Genomic DNA, 25770 nt, shown 5'->3' on the forward strand with positions numbered 1-25770 from the left:
CAGATGATGCGCATACGGATGATAGATAATTGTGAAAAACGTAGCCTCCTCACATGTTCTGCCCTTTCGCGCCCTCATCGACGCCTGCTGGAAAGAGAAGTACACCTCGTCACGCTTTGTCCGTGACCTGATTGCCGGGATCACCGTCGGCATTATCGCCATCCCGCTGGCGATGGCGCTGGCGATTGGCAGCGGCGTTGCGCCGCAGTACGGCCTGTACACCTCGGCCGTTGCCGGGATTGTCATTGCCCTGACGGGCGGTTCGCGCTTCAGCGTCTCCGGCCCGACCGCCGCCTTCGTGGTGATCCTCTACCCGGTTTCGCAGCAGTTTGGTCTGGCAGGCCTGCTGGTCGCCACCCTGATGTCCGGCGTCTTTTTGATTTTGTTTGGTCTGGCCCGCTTTGGTCGCCTGATTGAATATATTCCCCTTTCCGTAACGCTGGGGTTCACATCGGGGATTGGTATCACCATCGGAACCATGCAGATCAAAGATTTCCTCGGCCTGCAGATGCCCCACATACCGGAGCACTATCTGCAAAAAGTGTGGGCGCTGTTTATGGCGCTGCCGACGGCCAACCTGGGCGACGCCGCCATCGGGATTGTGACGCTGGGCACGCTGATCGTCTGGCCTCGCCTCGGTATTCGTCTGCCGGGCCATCTGCCCGCGCTGCTGCTGGGCTGCGCGGTGATGGCGATCGTCAATATGCTCGGTGGTCACGTCGCGACTATCGGCTCGCAGTTCCACTATGTTCTGGCGGACGGTTCACAGGGTAGCGGTATTCCGCAACTGCTACCGCAGCTGGTGCTGCCGTGGGACATGCCCGGCTCCAGCTTCACCCTAAGCTGGGATTCACTGCGAGCCCTGCTCCCCGCCGCGTTCTCTATGGCAATGCTGGGGGCGATTGAATCCCTGCTCTGCGCCGTCGTTCTGGACGGCATGACCGGCACCAAGCACAAAGCCAACAGCGAACTGGTCGGTCAGGGATTAGGCAACCTCGTCGCGCCGTTCTTCGGCGGTATTACCGCAACGGCAGCCATCGCCCGTTCTGCGGCCAACGTGCGCGCGGGTGCAACCTCACCGGTTTCGGCGGTTATCCACTCCGTGCTGGTGATCCTCGCCCTGCTGATCCTCGCCCCGCTGCTCTCCTGGCTACCGCTTTCCGCCATGGCCGCCCTGCTGCTGATGGTGGCCTGGAACATGAGCGAGGCGCACAAGGTGGTGAACCTGCTGCGTCGCGCGCCGAAAGACGACATCATCGTGATGCTGATCTGCATGTCGCTGACCGTGCTGTTCGATATGGTTATCGCCATCAGCGTCGGGATCGTGCTGGCTTCCCTGCTGTTTATGCGCCGTATTGCGCAGATGACGCGCCTTTCCCCGGTTAACGTCGAGGTGCCTGACGATGTGCTGGTGCTGCGCGTGATTGGCCCGCTGTTCTTCGCCGCGGCGGAAGGTCTGTTCAGCGATCTGGAGTCCCGCATCGCGGGCAAACGGGTTGTGGTGCTGAAATGGGATGCCGTACCGGTGCTGGATGCAGGCGGCCTGGATGCCTTCCAGCGCTTTGTGGCACGTCTGCCGGAAGGCTGCGAGCTGCGGGTGAGTAACCTGGAATTCCAGCCTCTGCGCACCATGGCGCGTGCGGGCGTCCAGCCTATCCCTGGCCGACTCTCCTTCTACCCTAACCGTGAAGCCGCGTTAGCGGATCTGTGAGTGACCTGATGCAGAGAAACGTCTCTGCATCATCACCCCGATCGCCTGCTGGAGCCATGCAAGCACGGCAGGCGTCATCCAGGTTCCTTTCATCAGGTGCGGCTCCTGCTGCATGGCAGCGCGAAACTTTTGCTGAGTTTCCGGGTTGGTGCCCGCGTAAGACTGGAACAATGCCAGCCAGTTTTCAGCCAGCTTTTGCGCCTCATCCGAGGCAGGATCGATATTATCCCGCTGCGCCTGATGCAGTTTCGCCACCAGCGGCGGCCACTCCATCATGCGGTCAAAGTAGTGTGCCCGGGTAAAGGCCATCTCTTCGGCAGTGAGATACTTCTCCCATATGGAGAGCTTAGACTCAGCAAACGCGCGCGTGATGTAATCCGTCATCTCCGGCGTGATGCCGGTCTGAGCCTGCATCTGCGGTTCAACGCTGTGCATTTCGTTCAGCCGGGTGAGAAACTCCGGCTTGCCCGCCGTGTCCTGCTCAAGGCGTTCCATCCAGCGCGTCGCCAGATCCATCGCCCGCGCGTTCGTAGCGGGTATGCGCTGCTCCAGTAGCGTGTTGGCCTCTGCAACAAGCCCTGACCAGATAGCCGCCAGCGCATCCTTCTGCACCGCAAACGGCAGCTGCTGTAACTCTTCTTTGCTAAACCAGCGATCGTACATATTCATTAACTCCAGAGTCTGTAGCCAGGATTCCAGATCCGGCGTCGCATCGTCGCGAAGCCCGGTCCGCAGCTCCACCAGCCGGTCGCGCAGCGTATGTATGCTGCGCAGCTGTTTATCCAGCAGCGTGATTTGCGCATCGAGTAGCTCGGTTAACGACAGCGACTCCTGTTCCAGGAAATCCCTGATTTCAGCAAGTTCCAGCCCCGCTTTTGCCAGCGCCTGGATCATGTGCAGACGCTGGACATCCGCCAGGTTGTAAAGCCGGTAACCTGCCGCGCTTCTGGCAGAAGGCAGCAGCAACCCTGTTTGCTCATAGTGGTGCAATGTCCGCACGGTGATCCCGGCGCGTTTCGCCAGCTCACCCACCTGAATCAACATAACTGCTCCTTTTTCTTTGCCAGTGGCGCCACTCTGGAGCCTTACGTTACGTGAGGGTCAACCCTTGATGCAAAAAAAACGACTCCCGCGGGAGCCGTTTCGGCGTTCTTTATCAGGCACTAGCTGTGCTTATGCTGATCGCGACGACAGCGTTTGTCGTAGTGGCGCACCCACCAGTATTTATCGCAGACTTCCTCATGACCGCTCACGCGCGCCCCGGCCAGCCACAATACCGCACCAACGAAGATGCTCAATATCGCGCCGTGCGCGAAGTATTGCGGGAGGTCAATCTGAGGTAACTGGTTTAAAATGGAATAACCCACGCCGCCTACCATCACGAACAGCCCCAATCCCATCAGTACGTTACCGAGTAACGAAGCGTTTTTGCGTTTCATGTGTCACCTCCGGAACTTTGGGTTGTCAGGGGAAAAGCCCCTAATCCTTGTGTGTAAAGTATAGACAACGCCCCTTTTATGAGTTGCGTGAATGATCACAATTACAGATAAGTCCCAAACAAAAGTTTACAAATAAGGCTTTGAACAGCTTGAAATTCTAATTGTTCAAATCAGAAATTATTCGTATTTCGCCGAGAAGATCGCAGAATTTTGTCAAGCGGCGCGCCAGACAGTAAACTACGCGCCAGATCTGGAACCCATTAGGAATTGAATCGTGACGATTAAACTGATTGTCGGCCTCGCCAACCCGGGCGCAGAGTATGCGGCCACCCGCCACAACGCCGGGGCATGGTACGTCGATCTGCTGGCCGAGCGGTTACGTGCTCCCCTGCGTGAAGAACCTAAATTCTTCGGGTATACCTCACGTATCAACCTTGCTGGCGCGGATGTTCGTTTACTGGTGCCCACCACCTTTATGAACCTGAGCGGTAAAGCGGTGGCGGCAATGGCAACGTTTTATCGCATCAATCCGGATGAAATTCTGGTCGCACACGATGAGCTGGATCTCCCGCCCGGCGTGGCAAAATTCAAGCTGGGCGGCGGGCACGGCGGCCACAACGGCCTTAAAGACATCATCAGCAAGCTGGGCAATAACCCGAATTTCCACCGTTTGCGCGTTGGAATCGGCCATCCGGGCGATAAAAACAAAGTTGTCGGTTTCGTACTCGGTAAGCCCCCGGTTTCTGAGCAGAAACTGATTGACGAGGCGGTAGACGAAGCGGCACGCTGCACCGAAATCTGGCTGAAAGATGGGTTAACCAAAGCGACAAACCGCTTGCACGCTTTCAAAGCGCAATAATCCACCCGATCCGGCTTTTTTACCGCGCGTCATGCGGGTTACGTGTATAATAGGCGTAGTTATTTACTTTTCATCAGTCGGTTATCGTTAACGGATTGATTATCAAGATATTAAGGTGATTTAGAAATGGGATTCAAATGCGGTATCGTCGGTCTGCCAAACGTGGGCAAATCCACCCTGTTTAACGCGCTTACCAAAGCGGGTATCGAAGCGGCGAACTTCCCGTTCTGTACCATCGAACCTAACACCGGCGTTGTGCCAATGCCGGATCCGCGTCTGGACCAGCTCGCGGAAATCGTGAAGCCGCAGCGCATTCTGCCAACCACCATGGAGTTCGTGGACATCGCGGGCCTGGTAAAAGGCGCATCCAAAGGTGAAGGCCTGGGTAACCAGTTCCTGACCAACATTCGTGAAACCGAAGCGATCGGCCACGTCGTGCGCTGCTTCGAGAACGACAACATCATCCACGTAAACAACAAAGTGGATCCGGCTGACGACATCGACGTCATCAACACCGAGCTGGCGCTCTCTGACCTCGACACCTGTGAACGCGCTATTCACCGCGTGCAGAAGAAAGCCAAAGGCGGCGACAAGGACGCGAAAGCGGAACTGGCTGCGCTGGAAAAATGTCTGCCACAGCTGGAAAACGCGGGCATGCTGCGCGCGCTGAAAAACCTGACTGAAGAAGACAAGGCGGCGATCAAATACCTGAGCTTCCTGACCCTGAAGCCAACCATGTACATCGCCAACGTTAACGAAGACGGTTTCGAGAACAACCCGTACCTCGACAAAGTGCGCGAAATCGCAGCGGCTGAAGGTTCTGTGGTTGTGGCGGTTTGCGCTGCCGTTGAATCCGACATCGCCGAGCTGGACGACGCTGACCGTGAAGAGTTCATGGCCGAGCTGGGTCTGGAAGAGCCGGGCCTGAACCGCGTAATTCGCGCGGGATATGAGCTGCTGAACCTGCAAACCTACTTCACCGCTGGCGTGAAAGAAGTGCGTGCGTGGACGATTCCTGTAGGTGCGACTGCACCTCAGGCGGCCGGTAAAATCCACACTGACTTCGAGAAAGGCTTTATTCGTGCACAGACTATCGCGTTTGAAGACTTTATCACCTACAAGGGTGAGCAAGGCGCGAAAGAAGCAGGCAAGATGCGTGCGGAAGGGAAAGATTACATCGTTAAAGATGGCGATGTGATGAACTTCCTGTTTAACGTTTGATTTGTTTTGAATGAAAAAAATCCACGCCCTGGCGTGGATTTTTTTATTGCGGGGTTAAAACACATTTTCCAGGAGTTCTGTTTTCATGCTGGGTTCAAAGGGAATGATTTCAACAGTCGCAAGCTTTAACGTCTGAAAAGGATCCTCGCGTAAGTGCTCCTCAAGAGAGTCAAGACTCTCACATTTCGCGAGAATGACCCCACCGTTTCTTGGGTTCCGTCTACCGGACGCCAGGAAAATCCCCTCTGCGTACCTTTTTTTAAGCCACTCAACATGAGCAGGTATCGCTGCGTCAATCTCTTCGAGTGGTTTGATATAGGTTAAAATGACAATGTAAACCGTGCTCATCCTTTGCCTCTTAGCTCTGTTTTAAACCGCTTGTTGGAACTGCTTATGCAGCTCCTCTTTTGTCCCCGGGTATTGTTATAACGTTTATGTGTATTTTAATCTTAAGACGACTTCCCTTGTAAGAGTGAATGTTAAGCAATAAAAAAAGACCTTTTGGGAGGTGCAGAAAAATATACTTTTTCACAGATTGCATGGATATTTGTCAAAACGGCTGGTAACGGCTTTTGTTCATTTAATACAAGGACTAATTAACGTGTTGAATCTAACATTACATAGTATAAAAATGATATGCCGAAAGTATATTTTTATCCTTTAGCGATCACAACACTCCTATAATCTGTTTCATTTTTTATCCAGAACATTTCATCTTGAGGTAACGATCCATCACTGCAGAAATCAACAAGTTCGCCGAACCAACCATCAGGAACATATTTGTGGTAATGCATACTCTCAACATATTCAGAATATAGTCGCTTACTTTCAAAGTCTATAAATAAATCCGGCATTAGATCATAAATATCCCACCAGGTTGTTTTTCCTGAAAGCCTATTGTAAAACGCCTCAGCTATATCATCCTTATCGTATAAATAACCATCTTTAATTAAGTTACCAATGAATATCTGTGCGTTTTTTTCATTTACTACTGGTATGTCATATCTTTCCTTATGGATATCCTGTAGGTTTATTTCTACCTTGTTTTTCACAAAATCGTCTATCCATTGAACTCTGTCCAAAACCCACATTTCTTTAAAGGCAACGAACCAATAAAATCTTCCTTCGTTCTTTACTATTACAAGGAGTTCATCATCTTTATTAACGTTCATATAGTAACCTATTTTAGATTCCCCGAGCCTGGAATCGCTACTTCTTCAAGCCATTCTGCCCATATTGATGGTAATTCATACGATCTACCTGGCGTTATCGGATCGACACGCTTAGGAGCTAACCCACCTTGATTTAACGGATTGCAAGATACGTGCGGAAGGGAAAGATTAAATCGTTAAAGATAGCGATGTTAAGAACTTCTTGTTTAACGTTTGATTTGTTTTGAATGAAAAAAAATCCACGCCTTGGCGCGGATTTTTTTGCGCGTGATCTATCAATAGATAACTAGTTTGCCCGCTGGCCAAGTACCTGACCATCCACAGGGCATATGCCCAGCTTCATAAACATTAATTAATCCGTCAAAAAAGAATGGCTCTTGAAGAAAAGTACTATACGCGTCTTCAAGCAAGTAATTCACAAGGTCCCATTTTAAGTTATCAGTCATTGAGTCTTTTTCAGACTCCGGGAAGATTATTTTTGGGATAATATCATTCTCCACAACATTCTTAGCTTCTTTGACTGTAGAATTCCAGTGCTGATACTTGTTAGTGTGTTTTTTTGCGAGATAATCCGTTATTTTATTACCAACCACCAAGGTGGTACCTTCCCATTCATCGCTATTCAATTCTTTTATAAATAAACTAAGGGACTGAGCCTGGATAACACCAGGGAGTGTCGTTGCTACACCAAAATTAACAAGCCAATTAATATTATTTAACCTATATTTTGCTAACTGGGATATTTTCATGTTTTAACCTGATTTATTCTACATGGGGTCTTAGGTACTTTCATACCACCAAGCCTGTCATGCTGCTTTATAATAAAACCCTATGGTTTGTGTCGGAGAGCTTTATTAAAAATATGAATGCCGAAATAACAGCAATCGAATTAAATAAATCGATTAATTTTTTAAATATTCTTTAAGAAAGATCCTCTTCTGCTACTAATCCGTTAACAAAATTGGCAAATGAATTTGTCAGATATCTTTGAAGTTTTCTGTGATTCTCTTGCATAGTCAAATCCTCATCAAAAGAATCTGTAGCAAAATATACAATTGAGTAATTATCTAAATCCAGGCAGAAGAAATTCCCTCCCCAATCATTTGCGAAAGGAAGCAGGTTTTTAGGAATCACCTCCCTATCCACCATGCTGATATAGCAACCGTCAATTAAAGATTCAGGGGCATTATTTGTCTGACTATTATAAGCAAACGGCTTAAACGCAGCCACCTCTATTGGCTCAAAATCTTCATCACCGTCCCACCAGCTTTTCTCAGAAATGCCACCATTAAATTGCAGATAATGTGAAACGAAATCATCCGGAAGAGTAATAGATAATTTCTCTTCCGTTTTAGTAATATCGGCACGTCCAATATTTTTTTCACAGTTAATGATATTATTCATGAGTATGTAGCTTAATGATTATTCTTCGTATGCAATTATGTGGAACACACTTATTCTAGCTGTCTAAGTAATGTAAAACAGCGAGGGCTTCATGTTCTTTTGCCTAAATAAAATTCCAGATATTTTTTAGGCCTATGCTTAAACGCACGCTCTTTGCCGTAGTTATAAGCATCGTTAAAATATTTATACGCTTCATCGAATTGATTCAACTCGTAACAGACCATGCCGAGGTCGATTGATGGTGCAGTGTCTATATTCGATCCACGAGTGCGCAACGTCGTCTCTCTCCATTTCTTCGCCACATCGTAATCCTCAAGATCAAAGTAAGCGCTGTACATGCACACAGCGATCCAGTTAGCAAATTCCGATTCAAACTTTGGCTCAGGAAGAGCTTGCCAGGCTTTTTGGTATTGCTCTAAAGCTTCGGCGTATTTTTGGTTGTCGTGTAACTAGTTTCCTTTTCTACAAGAGATGTGACTCTTTTTTCATCGAATTTATAGCATACGTTTTTCATATATTTATTCATTATCATTCGAAAAGAGACCTCCTTGCCTATATAAAAGGGATATAAGGGATAAATGCCTTCAGAAGCATGGAGGTCTTTAAAAAAGTAAGTTTTTATTGTTAACTAACCAAAAAAGAAATATTTAAAAGCTTCTGCCTCAACATCCTTAAGCTTGCTTTTTAGCATTAAATCGATATCTTCCAGAAAGTCCTCTCTGAAATTAAAATCATCATCTGTAGCATCACCATCATATTTACTTTGTTCTATCTCAATGGCAGAACAAAAAGCATCCAAAAAGTCGGCTAACGAATTGGAAATAATGAAATTTCTTTTTTGAATACTACCATAAACAGGAGATGCAATATTTTGGGTATCACAAAAAAGAACATCTCCATTTCTTTCAGCAAAGATTATATATTCATCGCGCCAGGTCGTGTCATTTTGAACTCGCCAGCCTGATAACATTTCATTAAGTTCTTGGGACTCAACAATCTGTATAAAGAAAGTACCATCAAATGTTGGGTGGTCATTTAAAATCAAATGGCTATAAAAAAAACGAATTTCGCCATTTAAATTCACTGGGAAAGAAGTTTCATTTTCATCGTCTGTATAGTCTATCTCTCCCATATTTAAATCATTCATTTTGAATTTGCTAACAAAGTCTTGGACTGCATTTTTTATGTTCATCTTTCCCCCTATAATTGCTTACATCGTTGTCTGGATTTTAGTGTTCTTTCTCTATCGATTAAGCGCCCGCGCGTCGAGTTTTTAGTATTCCCTCTATGTCCTTGATCACCATGGACATGCTCATTGAACTTGTCGGGATGGTTATGATTTTTCAAGAAAACAATATTCCTCGGATCACCTTGCCATTTAGAACCAAGCGTACCATTGCCTTCTACCGAGTTGATATGATGCCCAGTATAGCCTGCCCGTGACATCACGGAGGTAAGACTCTTGTTCGGAGTCTTCAATATTAAATCTCTCTCTTGCGCTGTCCAATTCCTGGTGCCAGCTCCACCGTCCTGCAATAAGGCTTTTTCTTGCACCCATGCCCTAGAGATAGCAGAGCTTCTAGCTCCATTTTGAGCAGAAAGAGAATCGTGTGGGCGGTAGCGAATCAGATCTTCAGGAGTTAACCCCCACGGATCCACCCATCCCAGCGCATTCGGCGCATACTGGTAAAGGTTTATCCCCCCCGCCAGCCCTATCGGGTCCTGCTGCGTAAACCTTCCGCAGTCCGGGTCGTAATAGCGGAACAGATTGTAGTGCAGCCCTGTCTCACGGTCCAGGTATTGCCCCTGCATGCGCAGGTTCTGAGAATATCCTGATACCTGCGTCTCGCTTTCCCGCAGCAGCTTGCCCCAGGCGCTGTTGACCCCTTCCCAGCGCACCTGCCCTTCGATATCCGTCATCCGCTCCGGCGTGCCGTTGGGCTGGCAGTGGAACCAGAAAATCTCCGGGGAATCAACGCCATCGATACGCGCCAGTGGGTCGTAACTGTCCTGATCGCTGTAGACGTAGGTGAGCGGCACATCCCTGTGCACCTCCTGCAGCAGGCGGAACCCTTCCCATACAAACCGGGTGGTGACCGGCTTGCCGGTTGGCTGCCCGCCCAGCATCTGGCGTCGCGTTTTGCTGATGCGTCGCCCGAGCGGATCGTAGCGGAAGCTGACCTGTGTCTGCGGCTTGTTGCGGTCCCGCGGCTGGCTGATGACTTCCGTCAGGCGATGCTCACCGTCGTAGCGGTAGTGCCAGCGGGTCTGACCGTTATCTTTCTCCACGGTGCGGCCGTGGATGTCATAGCCCCAGCGAATGCCGTTCAGCTGCGTCAGGAGGTTGTGCGTGACCTTCTCAGCAGCCCCTTCCAGCGGGTTGCCGGCAGCGTCCCAGCGCCACTGCTCCTGTCCGGGCAGCGTGCCGTCCTGAACGAGCAGACGCCCGGCGCTGTCGTACTGCCAGCGGTACCAGCTGAACGGGTTATCGTCCCGCTCTTCCCGCACCAGGTTATTGCGGTAGTCGTAATCCCAGCGGCGGGACCAGCGGCGCGGCGACGGGCGCTGGGCGTTGCCGGTAAAGACGTCCCGGCGATGCAGTCGGCCAAGACGATCGTATTCGCTGCGGGTGGTCAGCAGCCCCTGAGTGCGGCTGGTCTCCCGGTGGAGTTCGTCGCGGGTAAAGTCGGAGACCGACAGCTTATCAAGAGCAATGCTGAGCAGATGCCCGCTGCCGTAGTAGAACTGCTTCAGCTCGCGGCCGTCGGGAAGCGTGATAGAGGTGCGATTACCCAGCGCGTCATACTCCCACGCCAGCTCGCCGTGCTCGCCCGCCTCGCGCGTCACGCGACCGAGCGCGTCATACTCAAAGGCGAGCTCCTGCTCTGCCTCGGTGGTCCACGCGTCGGCTGCAAGCGCAGGATGCAGCCCAATCCGGCTTAACAGTCCGGACGGCGTGTAGTGGTAGCGGGTCTGCCCCTCCGGCGTGGTGCGGGCGACCAGCTGGCCGCTCGCGCTCCAGGCGAAGGCGTGGGTGATGGCCTCCGGATGACCGGCGGCAAACGTGCGCGCTATCGTGCGTCCGCAGGCGTCATAGCGATACTGCGAGGCTACGCCATCCAGCCCCACCTCTTCCAGCAGCAGCGAGTCCGCCCCCCAGCGGAACTGATACGCTTCGCCGTTTTCGTTTTCCAGGGCAATCAGACGCCCGCGGCTGTCCCAGCGGCGACGGACCTCTTCACCCTGGGTATTACGCGTCGCGGTTAAGCGCCCTGCCTCATCGTATCTGAACTCACTTTCCTTACCGTCGGCGCCCGCATGCTTCACCGGCAGGCCACGTTCGTTCCATTTGAGCGATTCCGTCCAGCCTTCCGGGCGATCGAGCTGCACCGGACGCCCTGCAGCGTCGTAGCGATATCGCGTCTCTTCCCCGTCGGCGCCAGTCTCGGCCACCAGCCAGCCCAGCGGGTGATAGCGGTAGCGGGTAATACGCCCGGAACAGTCCGTCGAACGAACGATCTGCCCGGCCTCGTTGTACTCCTGGTAGCGGCTGTTTCCGGCGGCATCAACCTCTTCAACGACCTGGCCGAACTCGTCCCGGCGCAGCTGCGTGGTCTGCCCCATCGGGTCTACCACGCGCTTCAGTCCGTGATGTTCGTCGTACCAGAACCGGGTGGCGCTGCCGTCGGCTTCGATAATGGCCGCGGGAAGCGCGCGGTGCTCCAGCCAGGCGGTGGTGCGGGTATTGCCGTCGGCGTCGATCTCCTGAACCCGGTTGCCCATGTCGTCGTAGACTAAGGTAACGGCATTGCCGAGCGGATCGATGCGACGCGTCAGAAGCTCGTTCTCGTCCCACTCGTAGAGCCAGTTTTCACCGCGCTCGTCAACGTAGCGGACAATCAGGTTTTGCGCGTTCCAGTAGTGGCGGCGCGTCTGGCCGTCGTAGTGCTCGACGGTTGTCAGCCCGGCGGCTAAATCGTAGCTAAAGCGGCACCCGTCGCCGGTGCTGGTGCGGTTTTCCACCACGCGCCAGTGGTCAAATTTTTTCCAGCGGTATTCGCTCTCCAGACCGCCCGGCATCCGGTGCCAGACCATCAGCCCGTGCTCGTTATAGCGGTATTCACGCGTCACCACGCCGGAGGCATCCGTCGCGCTCGCCAGCTGGCCGCACGCGTCGTAGCCCCACTGCATCAGCGGCCATGTCTGGCTGCCGTCAAAATGGCTGGCAGCGGTAACGCGATGCGGGAATCGTTCATCGTCATAGCGCAGAGTGACGTCTATCGCCCGCGGCTCGTCGTGAAGACCAACCAGCCTGCCGTGCTCGTCCCACTCCGTCAGCAGCGCGTTGCCGTATTCGTCGCTGAGGGAGGCCAGACGCAGGATAGATGGATTCGCCCGGGTCGGTTTATACAGACGCCACACCGCGCCGTCATCGTCGGCAATCGCCACGTCGCCGTTCTCATTACGGCGGATGATAATGCCTTCGCTGATGCTGTAAAACGCGCGGTCGACAGGGGGCAGCTCGAAGCTCAGCTCGCGCCCGGTTTCGTCGAACCAGGTGGCGTTGTTGTCCTCCAGCGTGAGATAGCTGTCAAAGGTCGTTGCCCAGCCCAGACCGAACAGCCCTTCCCGGGTGGTCAGGCTGTTGTAGCTGCGCTGCCAGCGAAGCGGAAAGCGCCCCGGCAGCGAGAAGTCGAGCTCGTCGTCGTCATTCAGCACCTTCACGCCGGTGGCGGCATGAACCGGGTGCGAGGAGCCAAACACGGCATTCACCGCCATATCGGCCAGCATCCCGCCGCCGGCCGCCGCCAGCGCGCAGGGCATGTTTTTCAGGATCTTGCCCGGACGCCCGCGCAGCAGGGAGAGCGCAATCATCCCCAGCGCCAGACCCGGCGTTTTACCGCTTTTGATATCGCGGACCGTGAGCGTGTCGCCTCCGATGATCACGTTCGGGGAGACGTCGTCGGAAACGGTGCCTTCGCAGGTGGTGCGATCTTTGGCACGCACCGCGGGCTGCCCGTTGATAAAGACGCTTTTAGAGCCTTCCGCCAGATACTGCGGCCCGGAGTGCTTTTCGCACGCCACCTTGTCTTCTTCCAGCGGTGAGGTTCCCGCGGCGGCAGAGGCCACGCTCGGCTGCCACATTTCGCTGCCAAACTGTCCGGCGGCGGAAAGCAGCATGCCCGCGTAATCGGCAAAGCTGCCCGGCGACTGCGGCTCAGGAGACGGCGTATCGGCGGGCGTCAGCGTGCCTGCCGCGCGCGCGGCGGGGATTGCGTTGGTGAGAACGTTACTGGAACCGGTAGTGATTTTACCCGCAGGCGACGGCGGGAAAAGCGCATTGCCTAACCCCTCAGCGGCGTTGCTGATATCGTCGGTGATCCCCGCCACGTTCGCCAGCACGCCACCGATAATCCCGCTTAACAGACAGCTGGATCCAATTGCCGCCACGCCCGCTGCGGCCGCCCCTGCGCCCAGCAATGGCGCCGCTACGGTTGCAGCTGCGCCTACCGCCGCGCCGATCACCGCATAGGCGGCACCTTCCGCCACAATGCTGGTGATGTCAGCAAAAATGCTGGAGTGAATAATCTCGTCGCCCTTACGGGCCGCGTTGTTATCGCTCATGCCTTACACATTCCGGTTGTCGTTTAGCGTCAGACTCTGCTTAAGCGCGCTCCAGCGCACCTCGTCCTCTTCGGTGAATGCCCTGAGTGCCGAGAGGGTAAAAATCATCAATACCGGTTTACCCGGCGTCTGAACGGCCATCTGTTTTTGCCACAGGCGCTGCCCGTTACGGTCAAAGGTGGTCTCAACTTCCAGCCCGTTAATTTTTCCGTCAGGCCCGGCTTTTACGTTCCGGAATTCGCTCTGGGCAATTTCGCCCATCTGCGGACGCAGCACTTCCCACTGGCGGTGGAACTCTTGTTCATAGTCGCTGCCATCGGGGATAACGCCGCGGCTGACCACCACGGACAGCCCGCTTTCGTCATCGCGAATAATATTCATGCTGTTATCCTGCCAGGCAGCAGGAAAAAGGGAAAACGAACCTTCCTGGAGGGTGTATTTCATAAGTGAACTCGGGATGATTAATATTGTGAGAAACAAAAAGGCCAACCATGCTGGCCCTTTGGCTGGCTGTTTTATTATTTACGCCATTGGCCTGACTGTTCGACTAAAACCTGGCGGCCTTTGCTGACAACCAATTTCGCGGGTGCATACGTCACGGTATAAACGATCTCGCCATTCTTGTACGTTGAGCCGATTATTTTATCTGCGGAGTCGTGGAATGTTTTTCCCTTTAAGGAGATCGTACTGTTATCACTTTTGCGCACGCCGAGATAAGCCATCTGGTCACATTCGCTATCGAAATGGCCGCACCTGTTTATCAGCGAAATAGTGAACTTTTCGGTGTCCAGTTTTCTGGTTTCAGCGTTATGAACCGAAGCGGCTTTACGTAACGTATAACGCAGCGGAGCATAGTAATTTCCATTTTGAGGAGGAGTAGCTAAACGCCATTCCATTTCACTCCCCTTTATTTCCAGAACAGCACGTCCGCCTGGGCCGCCAAACGATGAGTTGAATTTAATATTGGCACGATTGCCAGCGATAGTACCTGTAAGATTACGCTCATTATCCTCAGGACAATCTATGCGGTTTCCTTTCTGGGAGATATAGCAATAAGACCCGGTGATAAGGTTGCCTGATTCAGCTAACCGCAGGGTTAACGTCGAGTCGTCCCCGAATTCGCCAGACCACTCCCCGTCAAACGCAAGTTCTGACTGGCTGTTCGTTGCAAAATGCATCGCATTGAATCTGGCAGCCCACTGCTGAATATCGGCATTTATCAGCGGGCTATTATCAGATGACCGATATCGTATAACGTCCGATTCCGGAACCACCCAGGCCGCAAAGATTTTGCCGTCAGGATTGATGACCAGCGCTGACGCGTTCTCCAGATAGAGATCCTTTAGCCAGCCTTCAACAAACAATCCGCCACCTGCGGTGGTATGCGGTTCACCAAAGACATCAAAGTTATCAATAAAGATCTGGTAATGATTTCCCAGCAACGCCCTGAGATTGTCTGTCACTTCGCTGTCGTTAACGATGCGGCTAACCGTATCGAGCTTATTGTATTGCGATAATTCAAGCGCCGATGACGTTTCAACAACGCCTGTCAATAAAGCGGTGAACAATACGGCTGCCAGATACTTTTTGGTCATAAATTATTCTGAAGAACCATTTTCGTAATTCATTGTAATTTTCACAACCTTACTGTCTTTAACCTCAAAAGAGAGCAATTTCTTACCCAATTCATAGGAAATCCACTGTTCCCCGGAATCATTTTCAACCTGGCCACTACCATAAGCGTTATTCAGTTCATTTATTGTTGAACCAATATGGATCCCTCGGGCTGTTTTGCCATCCACAGCAGTTAGCGTAATCTGCGACACAATATAATCATCAACACTTCTCTCGGCTTTATCCCACCAAAGATTGGAAGTGAATATTTCTAAACCAGCCTTTTGATGCTGGAAGAACTTATATTGGGTTCCGTCAAAAGGAACCTCACCGACAAAATGACCTTCAAGCGGCACGTCAATTTTACGGGCAATATCAGGAGTCCATCTGTCGCCTAATGCGGCAGGCTGGCCTTTAACCTTGACGGAAAAATCCTGTTTTGTCAGAACGGGCGGCATAGCTTCTGCCAAAACCACATTGCTGCTCAGACAGGTAAACATCAGAGCAGAACAAAGAAATGTAGGTGTGTGTTTTTTCACATTAGTTGTCATTCAATGAATATCTATTGCGCTTCTCACCACTGGAAACACCGCCAGGACATGGGAGCAGCGTTTCTTATTCGGCGCTTATGACGACTGAACCCAGACAGTCAGGATTTTTCACGGTGAAACTGAAGCTCACCTTTTGTCCATTCGTATCTTTTGGCGCTGTATAGCTGGTCACTTCGTTCTCAGAGCGGCCTCGTGGATAATCAGTTAACGTCAGTTGCGGATAATGCTTTTTAACAGTATCGAGAGTGATGCACTGGCCGGACGGTGAAAAATTCAGTAACGGTGCCATACCGTCACTTTCTTTACTTAAGCGTAAATCAATTGCAGTAATGTTCGTTCCATCCGCCAGTTTGATATCGTCGGCATTGTAGAAATTGATATATTCATTCTGTTTCGTCAGCCTGAATGACAACGGAGCGTTATCCAGACTGTTAACGGACAACGTTTTGAGTGATGCGCTCATTTGTGCAATGAACTGCCAAAGATCCTGTTTCTGCATGTTACCTCCTGCCATTCCCGTCGTTAATAAAGCCGCAAGCACCGCACCCGTTTTTAGACTATGGATAATTTTTATCATACCAACCGCCATAATAATCTTCGTAATATTGCCCTGTGGTAGACGTTTGTTCGCCTTTGCCAAAGATACGGCCTATCTGCGTACGCGCTTCACTTTCCTTTATAGCCCCACGTTCGAGAGAATCATAGATACGATTATATTGTGTCTGATTTGCCGGATTGCCCGCAATACCGATATCTCCACCCTTGTTGGCTATGATTTCGCGCTGGACCCGGATATTGTTCAACGTTGCAGCGCCTTCATCACTGAGTGTGCTGTTGAGATAGGCGTCGCGCGAAGAAAAATCAATGTTGGGTTCGTATAAAGCGTGACCACTTTCATGTGACAGAGACTGAACAACCGCATTCGGATTACCGAGCTCGTTTTTATCAACGGTAATAACTCGCTTTTGACGATTGGCAAACGTCCCCTTACCTGCCTCACCTTCTTCAAATGTCCAGCCTCGTTTCTTTAACGTAGCTATGTCATTTTTCATAGTAGGTGATTTATCGACAAGACTATCTACATCCTTGCCATATCCGCTTGAAGGAGCATTGGAGGCTGGAGGCGTAGCGGTTTTAGAGGCTTCGGCAGGTGCGCTGGCAGCCACACCAGCCTTACTCTCCTTTCCCGGCGCAAATTTCTCCTGCACCGCCGCATCAATATCCCCTTTATGCCCCGATCCCGGTGCCGTTGTGCCCGGCTTGGTGCCAGAGGTATTCAGATGCAGCTTACCGCCCGTGGTGATATACCCATCCCCTTCCACGAAGAAGTTAAACTCTTTGCCGATCAGGTTAATCTTGCCGTTAGCATTCAGCTCAATGGCGCTTTCACCGGAGACCAGCCGCAGCTTCGTCCCGGAAGCAATAACGTACTGCTCCACCGCCGCATCCAGCTTGCCTTTCCCCGTCAGGATCTCGGTTCCGCCTTTCACGGCCTGGGTTTGGTTCGCTTCCACGCGGTGCAGTTCATTTTTCTTCACGTAATGGCTGCGCGCCCCGCCGACGCTGTGCGTTTCATCGTTCTTAACGCTGGTGTCCATGTTGCGCTCGGCCTGGATCCACACCTGCTCTGCGCCCGCTTTATCCTCAAACCGCAGGGCGTTGGCGTTGTCTACGGAGCCCCCCTTCGTGCGGCTCATAAACCCCATCTGCGTCGCCGCGGCAGGCAGCGCCCACGGCGGCATGCTCGCGTCGTTGTACACGCGACCGGTAATAATCGGACGGTCCGGGTCGCCGTTGATAAAGTCCACCACCACCTCATCGCCGACGCGCGGGATTTGCACCCCGCCGTAGCCCTGGCCCGCCCACGCGCTCGACACGCGCACCCAGCAGGAGCTGGTGTCATCGCCTTTCGCCAGGCGGTCCCAGTGGAACTTCACCTTCACGCGACCGTATTTGTCCGTCCAGATACTCTCGCCCTTCGGCCCCACAACCTTCGCGGTCTGCGGGCCGTAGGTGCGCGGCCACGCCGTGGTCTGCGCCGGACGGTACACCACCGCCGACGGAATCACCGTGAAATCGGTACGGTGAATGGTTTCACCCTCGCCGCTGGCGTAACGGTTCTCTTCGAAGTGATAGCCCGCCGCCGTCACCAGATACTCGCCGTTGTCGCTGAAGAACGGCGCGTTGGTTAACGTGAAGGTGTGCCCCGGCGCAATCCCCGCCGCCGTGGCGGTGGCCTGAATCTGCTGATGCTCAACCTGCCAGCGCTCCTGACGGATGCGGGCATAGAACTCCCCGTGCCCTTTGTCCACAAAGCGCCCCGGCCAGTCGTACACGTCGATGCTGCCCGGCTTCGGCGACGCCGGGTTCTGCTGGGCCTGGAACAGCCACGCGTTCGGCTTGCGGAAGTCATAGTCGTCAAGGCTGTAAATTCCCGGCGTCACGCTGTCCTCCAGCGCCCACTGGCTGATGCCCTCTTCATCCGTGCTGCCGCCTGACGGCGTCTGGTGGTAAGGAATGACCTCATAGCCGCTGAACGGCTGATGCTGCGTGGCGGCGTCGGTCAGTACCAGGGTGTGTTTGTCCGCCTCGTGGCTGAAGTGATAGGCAATCCCCTCCAGCTCCATCAGGCGGCTGATAAAGTCCAGGCTCGACTCCTGATACTGTACGCAGTAGTCCCATACCCGGTAGCTGCCGGTGAGTTTATCCTCAACGTTGACCTGATGCTCACCCAGCAGGGTTTTGACAATCTGCGGCACCGTCTGCCCCTGGAAGATACGCAGGTTACGGTCGCGCTTCATCGGCCACAGGTCCGGCTCCACCGTCAGCTGGTACACCGCATAGCGGGTGCCCGTCAGTTCGACGGCACTGACCGCCACGCGGGTAATCTTGCCGTTAACATAGCGGGACGTCAGCAGGTTCTGCGTCGGGATGGTCACCGTGACCGGCTGGCCCAGCAGCTTACTGCGGTCGATGCGCGCGTCCGTGCCGAGCACGGTCAGCGTCAGCGCGAACGACTCGGACATCGCCTCGCGGCCCGTCAGTTTCCAGAACAGAAGCCCCTCCACCGGGAGCTGAACGGTAATTCGGTTGAGCATAATCTTTATTCCATCTAGCTTATGCGATTCAGAAAAGAGGTTCGCATCTGTGACTGAGCGTAATTCTAAGGGTTCACCAGCCAGGTACCCGGCTTGGTGATATCCAGCGTCTGGCCACGCGTTCTTCCGTTGCCCTGGAGTTCAATCTTCACCTCACCGGCCGGCAGCTTGAGCGATGCATAGCCGTTGGTCGCCGGACGCAGCGCTTTTGTCTCGCCGTTCACTCTCAGCGTTTCGCCGTCCTGGATACGGATATAGACCAGCGCAACAGGGCTCTCGACAGGCGGCGGCGTCTGCTGTGGCGTCGCCTGCTCGTTAACCTTCGCCGTTTCCGGCTTCACGTCCGGCGCATTTGCGGCGGTCTCAGTCGGACGCGTCTCTGCCGGTGCCTGTGCAGCCTGCTCGGGAGCATCATTCCCGCTGCTGAACAGCATCGCCCCGGCGACAACGCCCACCAGCACGCCTGCGGCAACCATGCCCGGGATCTTGTAGCGACGCCAGTCGAGCAGCGAAGCCGGCTGTTCCTCCTCCACCGGTACCAGCATCGTGCCGGGCTTTTTCGCCGTCAGCACGTCGTTGATACCGGCGACCGGCATCTCTATCAGCGCGGCGAACTCGTCGATGGACTGCGGACGGTCCTCCATGTGCAGCGCCAGCGCGCGGTCGATGGCCTGCAGCAGCGGAATGGAATAGCCCTGCGGCATGATTTCCACCAGCGGTTTGCAGGTATCCTGAATCGAGCGCACCACGCTGACCGGCGGCGGAGAACCCACAATCAGGGTACGCAGCACCGCGCCGAGGGCGTAAATATCCGTCCACGGGCCCTGCTCGCTTTCGTTGTCGTCGGTGTACTGCTCGATCGGTGCAAAACCCGGGCGCAGCATGGTTTCCGTTTCGTCGGAAAGATTACCGATGGTGCGGCGCGCGGAGCCGAAATCAAGCAGCACCGGCAGGCCGTTATCCTGGATCTGAATGTTATCCAGCGAGATGTCGCGGTGCAGATAGCCTTCGTTGTGGATGGTCTTGATCGCACCGAACAGCATCGGCAGCGTGCGGCGGATCCAGGCCTCGTTGATCAGCTCCGGCTTTTCCTCACGCAGGCGCGAAAGCGTGGTGCCGCTGTAAAACAGCGTCCCCATGTAGGCCGTGTCGTTTTGCACCCAGAAACGCAGGACGTGCAGCAGGTTCGGGTGGTTAAAGCGCGCCAGCAGACGGGCTTCCTGAATAAAGCTGTTCAGGCCTGCGGAAAACGCTTTGCCAAAGCGCTCGCTGCGCAGCACCAGGGTCATGTCGTCGCCGCGTACGGCGAGCGAGGAAGGCATAAATTCTTTGATAGCGATAGTGCGTTCGAGCTGGTGATCCCACGCGCGATAGACGATGCCAAAACCGCCGCCGCCGATCACCTCTTTGATTTCAAACTCGTTGAAGCGGTACCCGACCGGGAGCGCGTTTGGGACAGTCCGATTGTTATCATTATCCGTCATCTTTTACAGTTCTCTTGATGATTATTACGCGGCAAACTGACAGTGAAACTCGCCCTGCTCGCAGGTGACGTGCAGACGTCGGTACTGCTCGTCGCTGCGGCTGGCGGTAAGTAAGATCTGGCTCATCTGAGGCAGCAAGGTGTTGGTCAGAATAGCATCCACCATGCGGCCGCCAGACTCCACCTCGGTACAGCGCTGAACAATCTGTTCCACCACGCTGTCGTCAAACTCAGAAATAATGCTGTGATTCTCTTCCAGACGACGCTGAATGCGCTTGAGCTGCAGGCGAACAATCTGCCCCAGCATCTCGTCGCTGAGCGGGTAGTACGGCACCACCAGCAAGCGACCCAGCAGCGCCGGTGGGAAGACCTCGAGCAGCGGCTGGCGCAGGGCGCCGCTTAACGCGTCAGGCTCCGGCATCAGCTCCGGATCGGCGCACATGGCGCTAATCAGGTCGGTGCCGACGTTAGACGTCAGAATAATGATGGTGTTACGGAAATCGATGTGGCGCCCCTCGCCGTCCTCCATCCAGCCTTTATCAAAGACCTGGAAGAAGATCTCGTGGACGTCCGGGTGCGCTTTTTCAATTTCGTCCAGCAGCACCACGCTGTACGGACGGCGGCGCACGGCCTCGGTTAACACGCCGCCTTCACCATACCCTACGTACCCCGGAGGCGCACCTTTTAAGGTGGAAACGGTGTGCGCTTCCTGGAACTCACTCATGTTGATGGTGATAACGTTCTGCTCGCCGCCGTACAGGGATTCCGCAAGCGCCAGCGCGGTTTCGGTTTTACCGACCCCGGACGGGCCGCACAGCATAAAGACGCCCACCGGTTTGTTGGGATCGTCCAGCTTCGCCCGCGAGGTTTTCACGCGGCGGGCAATAAGATCCAGGCCGTGACGCTGGCCGATAACGCGCTGGTTCAGCGTGTCGGCGAGGTTGAGCACCGCGTCGATCTCGTTTTTCACCATCCGACCCAGCGGGATCCCGGTCCAGTCAGAGACCACCGCGGCAACGACGTTTTCATCCACCGCCGCAAACAGCAGCGGCTCATCGCCCTGCAGGGCGTTCAGCGCCTGCTGCCGTTCCGCCAGCTGGCCGCGCAGATCGGCGCTATCGTCATCGCCCGCAGCGAACAGCGCCGCGCGCAGGCGGATAATCTCCTGCACCAGGCTGCGCTCTTCTTCCCAGCGCCGGGCCAGGGCTTCGCGTTTTGTTTCATACGCGTCGCGTTCGGCGAGTAAAGCGGTCACGCGATCGGCGTCACCGGCTCCCACGCGCGCTTCGCGTTCAGCAATCTCAATTTCCACGTCCAGCGCGGCAAGGTGGCGCAGGCAGTCTTCCAGCTGCGCGGGCGGCGCGCTCTGGCTGACCGCGACGCGGGCGCAGGCGGTGTCGAGCAGCGCAACGGCTTTGTCCGGCAGCTGACGCGCCGGGATGTAACGATGCGACAGCTTCACCGCCGCGCTGACCGCTTCGTCGAGCAGCAGCACCTGGTGGTGCGTCTCCAGCGGCGACACGGTGCTGCGCAGCATCAGAATGGCTTTCGCTTCGTCCGGCTCGTGGACCTGCACCGTCTGGAAACGACGGGTCAGCGCCGGGTCTTTCTCGATGTACTTTTTGTATTCCGCCCAGGTGGTGGCGCCGATGGTGCGCAGCTGACCGCGCGCCAGGGCAGGCTTCAGCAGGTTCGCCGCATCGCCGGTCCCCTGCTGGCCGCCTGCGCCAATCAGGGTGTGGATCTCATCGATAAACAGAACGATCGGCGTGGCGCTGGACTGGACTTCATTAATGAGCGCCTGCAGACGGGCCTCGAACTCGCCTTTCATGCCTGCGCCAGCCTGCAGCATGCCGATATCCAGCAGCCACAGCTGAATATTTTGCAGCGGCTCCGGAACGTCGCCGTCGGCAATACGCAGCGCCAGCCCTTCCACTACCGCCGTTTTCCCGACCCCGGCTTCCCCGGTCAGCAGCGGGTTGTTCTGGCGGCGACGCATCAGGATATCCACCATCTGGCGGATCTCCTCGTCGCGCCCGACAACCGGGTCAATCTTCCCTTCGCGGGCGCGGGCGGTCAGATCCTGGCCGTACTGGGCCAGCGTCCCCTGCGCCGCCGGTACCGTACCCGCCGGTGCGTCTGCGGCGGCAGCGGCCTGCTGCGTCTCTTTGCTGTTGGCGCAAATCGCGTCGAACTGCTCAATCAGCACCTCGACGTTAAGGCGGGTGAACTGCGACGAGATGCTTTTCAGCACGTTAGCCAGGTTCCAGGTTTTCAGCATGCCGATCAGCAAATGGCCGCCGCGAATACGGCTGACGCCAAACTTCAGCGAGCCGAAGACCCAGGCGCGCTCCACGGCGCTGTCGATGTGTTCGGAGAGATCGGAAACGGAACTCGCCCCGCGCGGAAGGACGTCCAGCGCGGCAACGATATCGCGCGTCAGCTGCTGTTCATCAAGGGCAAAGTGGCGGATGACCTGCTGCAGATCGCCATCCTGCTGCTGCATCAGCTGATGCAGCCAGTGCACCAGCTCAACATAGGGGTTGCCGCGCAGCTTGCAGAACGCAGTGGCGCTTTCCAGAGAGGTAAATAACAGCGTATCCAGTTTGCCGAAAAGCACGGCACGGCTAATTTCTGACATGTTAGTTTCCATTAACAATGATTCGGTATACGGAAGGATTACCGCTCTGCGCGATACACCAGATCGCCACGCGGGACAGGCTGCGGCTGAAGGCCCAGCCAGGTGTTATAGCCTAATCGCCCATTGCTGCCGAGCGTGGTGCCCTGCACCGCGTCTTCACGCAGGATCACCCGCGTTTCCCATTCAAACTCCACCCCGGCGTACTGACGCACCCAGTCGCGCAGCTCGGTGACCCAGGCTTCACCCGGCAGAAAACGGTTGTACTCCTCCGCGCTCAGCGGGCCAATTTCGATGCGAAACTTGTGCTGCACGTCGCGGACGGCGACGCCGAGAAAGGCGGATTCACCCATGCGCGGCATGCGGCGTCCTGCGCCAAGCTGCGCCTGCTCGCGCGTGGAAAGCGGCATCCACTGCGGCACGTTGCTCACCAGCTTAACCGGCGCCTTAAAATAGTTGCGCAGGATCTTCTCCAGCCCCTCCGGATCCCGCCCGTGACGGGTCAGGTGTCCGGCGTGGGTAAAGCGAGCATGCGAGCTCAGGCTGCCTTTGTTCATCTGCCCCGGCTGACCCATGCCAATCAGCGATGCCAGATACCCTTCAAAGCGCCTGTTGTCGGCGCGGTCCAGAGAGACGGCCGGCTGCGCATCCGCCCAGGCGCGGTAAAACAGCAGCGCAAGGCGGTGATGGAACAGGTCGGCAAACGCGCTGAGGCTGGTGTCCTGATGATGATAAATCCGCTCGCGGGCGTATTCGGTCATGTGGACCGGCAGCGGTCCGTTCGGGCCAAACAGGCCGAAGCTGAGGATAGACACCTCATGCAGCCCGCTTTCTTCGCGCTGGCGTACCTGAGCCAGCGTCGACGGCGCAAAACTCATCGACGGCTGCTGGCCGATGCGCAGCGGCTCAAATTTCGGCAGCGGCGCGCGTCCCAGCGGGTAGCGCTCGCCGCCCTGGGCATCAATGCGCCTTAACAGCTGAAACAGATCGTAGCGCCAGGGCGTCTCGCGAATCCCTTGCCAGAACGCGTCCGGCAGCCGGGTCAGGCGATGCACGCGCAGCGGTGCAGTGGCAGCGTCATTCATATCAGCGCCCTTTTACCCATGCGCGGCGCCCAGTAGCCAATCTCGCCGCGCTGCTGACTTTTCAGGGTGAACTCCGTAAAGCTGTTGATGGACACCAGGCGGGCAAAGAGACGCTCCATCACGCTGCCAAAAAGCCACGGACTGGCGCCGGAAAAGGCACGCTCATCCACCGTCAGGGTGATTCCGATCCCGCGGGCGAAAACGACCGGGCCGGGTTCAGGCACGCGGCGGTGAACCGGCTCCAGCACGCAGTGGCGTACCCCCTCCACCTGACGCGCAACGGGCGTTTCTGCCAGGTTGGCGTACAGCCCTAACAGCTGGCGCAGCGCGGCCGCGCCGTCTTCGTTTTCGCTGTCCATCAGGCTGAGGTAGTTCATCTGCAGCTGGCTGATGAGCCGCCAGGTGCTAAACCCTTCCGCCAGCGCCGGGCGCGGCGGCGTTGGGCCTTTGCGCAGGGTGAGGGATTTCACCGGCATGGAGTCGGCCATAATGAACTGCCCGAGCTCCTGCTGCAGCATCAGCGGCAGGTCGCGGCTGGTGCAGAGCACCTCGGCAGAGATATAGCGCAGGTTTTCCTGCCACGGGGCGTGCTGTTCATCCACCAGCGAAACAAACACCTCTGAACCGATATATCCGGTACGGGTGCCGTAGCGCAGGGCGTGCTCGGACAGCACGCGCTGTTCGCGGCGCAGGGAAAAATAGGCCCCGTAGTTGCCCGCATCGCCGCTCCAGGTGCTCCAGAATGGACGAAACGTCTGGTCATCGCGCTGGCCGTCCGCGCTGCCATATATTTTTTTAACCGCGTAAATTTCATAATCCAGCGGACGAATGTTATCGACCACCAGATGGTATTCATGCTGGCCTTCATTCAGCTTCTGACGCGCCGCGACCTTGGGAAACAGGTTGATGACCGGGGTACAGTGCAGCGCCAGATGGCTGGCATCGACCACGCGCTCCAGCTGTTCATCCGACTTATCCAGCAGAATGAAGATGTCGAAGGCTTTTTCGCCTTCACAGCGCTCGATAAGCGTGCCCAGACCGCTCAGGCTGATGAAGCGGAAGCGGGCCGGAAAGGCGAAATACTCCTGCAGCAGACGGTAGCCGTCAAAGTTGCGCAGATCGTCCGGAAGCAGGGCCTGGTCAGGCTCAAAGCCCTCCTGGCGCAGCGCGTCCGACGCCAGCAGCTGTCGCTGCGGCTGCGGGCTGACCGTCTGGCAGACGATCCCGGCGTGATGCTCCATCACCAGCTCCAGCAGCTTCAGCGCTTCAATGTCCGGACCGCCGAGGAAAAATTCCAGACGGTCGAAATCCAGGTGCCCGAGGTTTTGCGGGCCATCGCAGGCGATGCGGATCCGCAAGGCGCTGCCGATCCCACGCTGGCTCAGCCCCAGCTGCGCCAGCGGCAGATCGGCGGGCACGCCGCCCAGCTCGACCTTATCGATTTTCAGCGGCAGCAGGTTGACCTCGTGCGCCGTGGTATAGCTGCAGGTCACGCCGGTTTTTTTCAGCGCCAGGCTGTCCATCATGGTGCCGCGCGGCACAATGAAGCCCTTGCTCAGGTCGCCCCGGCTGCTGTCGGGCTCAATCTCAGCGATCGCCATCGACGGCGTGGGCGCGAGATAGTTAGGGGCAATCATCTCCAGCAGTCGCTGGGAGAAGCGCGGAAACTCCGCATCCATTTTCATCTGCACGCGGGAGGTCAGGAAGGCGAAGCCCTCCATCAGACGTTCGGTATACGGGTCCGCCACTTCGATGCCGCGCATGCCCAGCCGTCCGGCGACTTTTGGGTAGCGTTCGGCAAACTCGGCCCCCATTTCGCGCAGGTAGGCCAGCTCGCGGTTGTAATATTCGAGCAGTTTACTTTCCATGA

At 55.3% G+C, this 25770-nt stretch carries 21 protein-coding genes; 3 read left to right on the forward strand and 18 right to left on the reverse strand.

What is annotated here, in order from left to right:
* The first annotated feature begins 31 nt into the window (after window positions 1–31).
* Window positions 32–1711, forward strand: a complete 1680-nt coding sequence (gene dauA / locus ACMGGX_RS00755) for a C4-dicarboxylic acid transporter DauA (RefSeq protein ID WP_420297902.1) — start codon at window positions 32–34, stop codon at window positions 1709–1711.
* On the opposite strand, the gene ACMGGX_RS00760 is transcribed toward dauA, so the two are convergent.
* Window positions 1697–2755, reverse strand: a complete 1059-nt coding sequence (locus tag ACMGGX_RS00760; protein WP_420297903.1) for a MerR family transcriptional regulator — start codon at window positions 2753–2755, stop codon at window positions 1697–1699. The genes dauA and ACMGGX_RS00760 overlap by 15 nt on opposite strands.
* A gap of 119 nt (window positions 2756–2874) precedes the next feature.
* Complete coding sequence (ychH, locus tag ACMGGX_RS00765; RefSeq protein ID WP_039263594.1) at window positions 2875–3150, reverse strand: stress-induced protein YchH; 276 nt, start codon at window positions 3148–3150, stop codon at window positions 2875–2877.
* Between the two features lie 274 nt (window positions 3151–3424).
* Between ychH and pth the strand changes: the two genes are divergently transcribed.
* Both pth and ychF read left to right on the forward strand, forming a co-directional pair.
* The gene (gene pth, locus ACMGGX_RS00770; protein ID WP_023336005.1) at window positions 3425–4009 is read left to right on the forward strand and encodes an aminoacyl-tRNA hydrolase; all 585 of its coding nucleotides are present in this window, start codon (window positions 3425–3427) and stop codon (window positions 4007–4009) included.
* A 126-nt stretch (window positions 4010–4135) separates the two neighbouring features.
* Window positions 4136–5230 carry a redox-regulated ATPase YchF gene (gene ychF / locus ACMGGX_RS00775; protein WP_010432886.1) on the forward strand — a complete coding sequence of 365 codons (1095 nt, stop codon included), beginning with the start codon at window positions 4136–4138 and terminating at the stop codon, window positions 5228–5230.
* Window positions 5231–5284: 54 nt separating this feature from the next.
* Here the strand turns inward: ychF and ACMGGX_RS00780 are convergent, their stop codons facing one another.
* The 16 genes from ACMGGX_RS00780 to tssF all read right to left on the reverse strand — a co-directional run bounded on the left by ACMGGX_RS00780 (window position 5285) and on the right by tssF (window position 25768).
* Window positions 5285–5578, reverse strand: a complete 294-nt coding sequence (locus ACMGGX_RS00780) for a YciI family protein (RefSeq protein WP_420297904.1) — start codon at window positions 5576–5578, stop codon at window positions 5285–5287.
* A gap of 305 nt (window positions 5579–5883) precedes the next feature.
* Window positions 5884–6402: a hypothetical protein gene (locus ACMGGX_RS00785; protein ID WP_420297905.1), complete on the reverse strand. Its 519-nt coding sequence runs from the start codon at window positions 6400–6402 to the stop codon at window positions 5884–5886.
* A 275-nt stretch (window positions 6403–6677) separates the two neighbouring features.
* Window positions 6678–7151 carry a hypothetical protein gene (locus ACMGGX_RS00790; RefSeq protein WP_420297906.1) on the reverse strand — a complete coding sequence of 158 codons (474 nt, stop codon included), beginning with the start codon at window positions 7149–7151 and terminating at the stop codon, window positions 6678–6680.
* Window positions 7152–7323: 172 nt separating this feature from the next.
* On the reverse strand, window positions 7324–7806 hold the full coding sequence (locus ACMGGX_RS00795) for an SMI1/KNR4 family protein (protein ID WP_181593302.1): 483 nt from the start codon (window positions 7804–7806) through the stop codon (window positions 7324–7326).
* An 89-nt stretch (window positions 7807–7895) separates the two neighbouring features.
* Complete coding sequence (locus ACMGGX_RS00800; protein ID WP_249414577.1) at window positions 7896–8108, reverse strand: hypothetical protein; 213 nt, start codon at window positions 8106–8108, stop codon at window positions 7896–7898.
* 326 nt (window positions 8109–8434) lie between these two features.
* Entirely contained in the window at window positions 8435–8998 is a 564-nt protein-coding gene (locus tag ACMGGX_RS00805) for a hypothetical protein (RefSeq protein WP_420297907.1), read from the reverse strand.
* An 8-nt stretch (window positions 8999–9006) separates the two neighbouring features.
* Entirely contained in the window at window positions 9007–13431 is a 4425-nt protein-coding gene (locus ACMGGX_RS00810; RefSeq protein ID WP_420297908.1) for an RHS repeat-associated core domain-containing protein, read from the reverse strand.
* A 3-nt stretch (window positions 13432–13434) separates the two neighbouring features.
* Window positions 13435–13875, reverse strand: a complete 441-nt coding sequence (locus ACMGGX_RS00815; RefSeq protein ID WP_181593305.1) for a DcrB-related protein — start codon at window positions 13873–13875, stop codon at window positions 13435–13437.
* Window positions 13876–13949: 74 nt separating this feature from the next.
* On the reverse strand, window positions 13950–15026 hold the full coding sequence (locus ACMGGX_RS00820; protein ID WP_348561332.1) for a hypothetical protein: 1077 nt from the start codon (window positions 15024–15026) through the stop codon (window positions 13950–13952).
* Window positions 15027–15029: 3 nt separating this feature from the next.
* A complete protein-coding gene (locus ACMGGX_RS00825) occupies window positions 15030–15584 on the reverse strand; it encodes a hypothetical protein (protein WP_420297909.1) in 555 nt (184 codons plus the stop codon).
* A 76-nt stretch (window positions 15585–15660) separates the two neighbouring features.
* Window positions 15661–16173, reverse strand: a complete 513-nt coding sequence (locus ACMGGX_RS00830) for a hypothetical protein (protein ID WP_348561334.1) — start codon at window positions 16171–16173, stop codon at window positions 15661–15663.
* Window positions 16154–18694: a type VI secretion system Vgr family protein gene (locus tag ACMGGX_RS00835; RefSeq protein ID WP_420297910.1), complete on the reverse strand. Its 2541-nt coding sequence runs from the start codon at window positions 18692–18694 to the stop codon at window positions 16154–16156. Before ACMGGX_RS00835 ends, ACMGGX_RS00830 begins: the two co-directional genes overlap by 20 nt.
* A 65-nt stretch (window positions 18695–18759) precedes the next feature.
* On the reverse strand, window positions 18760–20178 hold the full coding sequence (locus ACMGGX_RS00840; RefSeq protein WP_420297911.1) for a serine/threonine protein kinase: 1419 nt from the start codon (window positions 20176–20178) through the stop codon (window positions 18760–18762).
* A 24-nt stretch (window positions 20179–20202) separates the two neighbouring features.
* Window positions 20203–22818 carry a type VI secretion system ATPase TssH gene (gene tssH, locus ACMGGX_RS00845; RefSeq protein WP_420297912.1) on the reverse strand — a complete coding sequence of 872 codons (2616 nt, stop codon included), beginning with the start codon at window positions 22816–22818 and terminating at the stop codon, window positions 20203–20205.
* A 38-nt stretch (window positions 22819–22856) separates the two neighbouring features.
* Window positions 22857–23900 carry a type VI secretion system baseplate subunit TssG gene (gene tssG, locus ACMGGX_RS00850; RefSeq protein ID WP_420297913.1) on the reverse strand — a complete coding sequence of 348 codons (1044 nt, stop codon included), beginning with the start codon at window positions 23898–23900 and terminating at the stop codon, window positions 22857–22859.
* Window positions 23897–25768, reverse strand: a complete 1872-nt coding sequence (gene tssF, locus ACMGGX_RS00855) for a type VI secretion system baseplate subunit TssF (RefSeq protein WP_047061052.1) — start codon at window positions 25766–25768, stop codon at window positions 23897–23899. Before tssF ends, tssG begins: the two co-directional genes overlap by 4 nt.
* Window positions 25769–25770 lie beyond the last annotated feature (2 nt).

This window comes from Enterobacter sp. BNK-29 (genome assembly GCF_048684785.1).
Taxonomy (GTDB): Bacteria; Pseudomonadota; Gammaproteobacteria; order Enterobacterales; family Enterobacteriaceae; genus Enterobacter; species Enterobacter cloacae_M.

Coding starts and splice junctions, on each gene's coding strand:
- ychF (WP_010432886.1), top strand. CDS start 4,136: ATGGGATTCAAATGCGGTATCGTCGGTCTGCCAAACGTGGGCAAATCC.
- ACMGGX_RS00815 (WP_181593305.1), bottom strand. CDS start 13,875: ATGAAATACACCCTCCAGGAAGGTTCGTTTTCCCTTTTTCCTGCTGCC.
- tssH (WP_420297912.1), bottom strand. CDS start 22,818: ATGTCAGAAATTAGCCGTGCCGTGCTTTTCGGCAAACTGGATACGCTG.
- ACMGGX_RS00820 (WP_348561332.1), bottom strand. CDS start 15,026: ATGACCAAAAAGTATCTGGCAGCCGTATTGTTCACCGCTTTATTGACA.
- ACMGGX_RS00790 (WP_420297906.1), bottom strand. CDS start 7,151: ATGAAAATATCCCAGTTAGCAAAATATAGGTTAAATAATATTAATTGG.
- ACMGGX_RS00785 (WP_420297905.1), bottom strand. CDS start 6,402: ATGAACGTTAATAAAGATGATGAACTCCTTGTAATAGTAAAGAACGAA.
- ACMGGX_RS00835 (WP_420297910.1), bottom strand. CDS start 18,694: ATGCTCAACCGAATTACCGTTCAGCTCCCGGTGGAGGGGCTTCTGTTC.
- ACMGGX_RS00810 (WP_420297908.1), bottom strand. CDS start 13,431: ATGAGCGATAACAACGCGGCCCGTAAGGGCGACGAGATTATTCACTCC.
- ACMGGX_RS00780 (WP_420297904.1), bottom strand. CDS start 5,578: ATGAGCACGGTTTACATTGTCATTTTAACCTATATCAAACCACTCGAA.
- ychH (WP_039263594.1), bottom strand. CDS start 3,150: ATGAAACGCAAAAACGCTTCGTTACTCGGTAACGTACTGATGGGATTG.
- ACMGGX_RS00795 (WP_181593302.1), bottom strand. CDS start 7,806: ATGAATAATATCATTAACTGTGAAAAAAATATTGGACGTGCCGATATT.
- tssG (WP_420297913.1), bottom strand. CDS start 23,900: ATGAATGACGCTGCCACTGCACCGCTGCGCGTGCATCGCCTGACCCGG.
- ACMGGX_RS00760 (WP_420297903.1), bottom strand. CDS start 2,755: ATGTTGATTCAGGTGGGTGAGCTGGCGAAACGCGCCGGGATCACCGTG.
- ACMGGX_RS00840 (WP_420297911.1), bottom strand. CDS start 20,178: ATGACGGATAATGATAACAATCGGACTGTCCCAAACGCGCTCCCGGTC.
- ACMGGX_RS00830 (WP_348561334.1), bottom strand. CDS start 16,173: ATGATAAAAATTATCCATAGTCTAAAAACGGGTGCGGTGCTTGCGGCT.
- ACMGGX_RS00805 (WP_420297907.1), bottom strand. CDS start 8,998: ATGAACATAAAAAATGCAGTCCAAGACTTTGTTAGCAAATTCAAAATG.
- tssF (WP_047061052.1), bottom strand. CDS start 25,768: ATGGAAAGTAAACTGCTCGAATATTACAACCGCGAGCTGGCCTACCTG.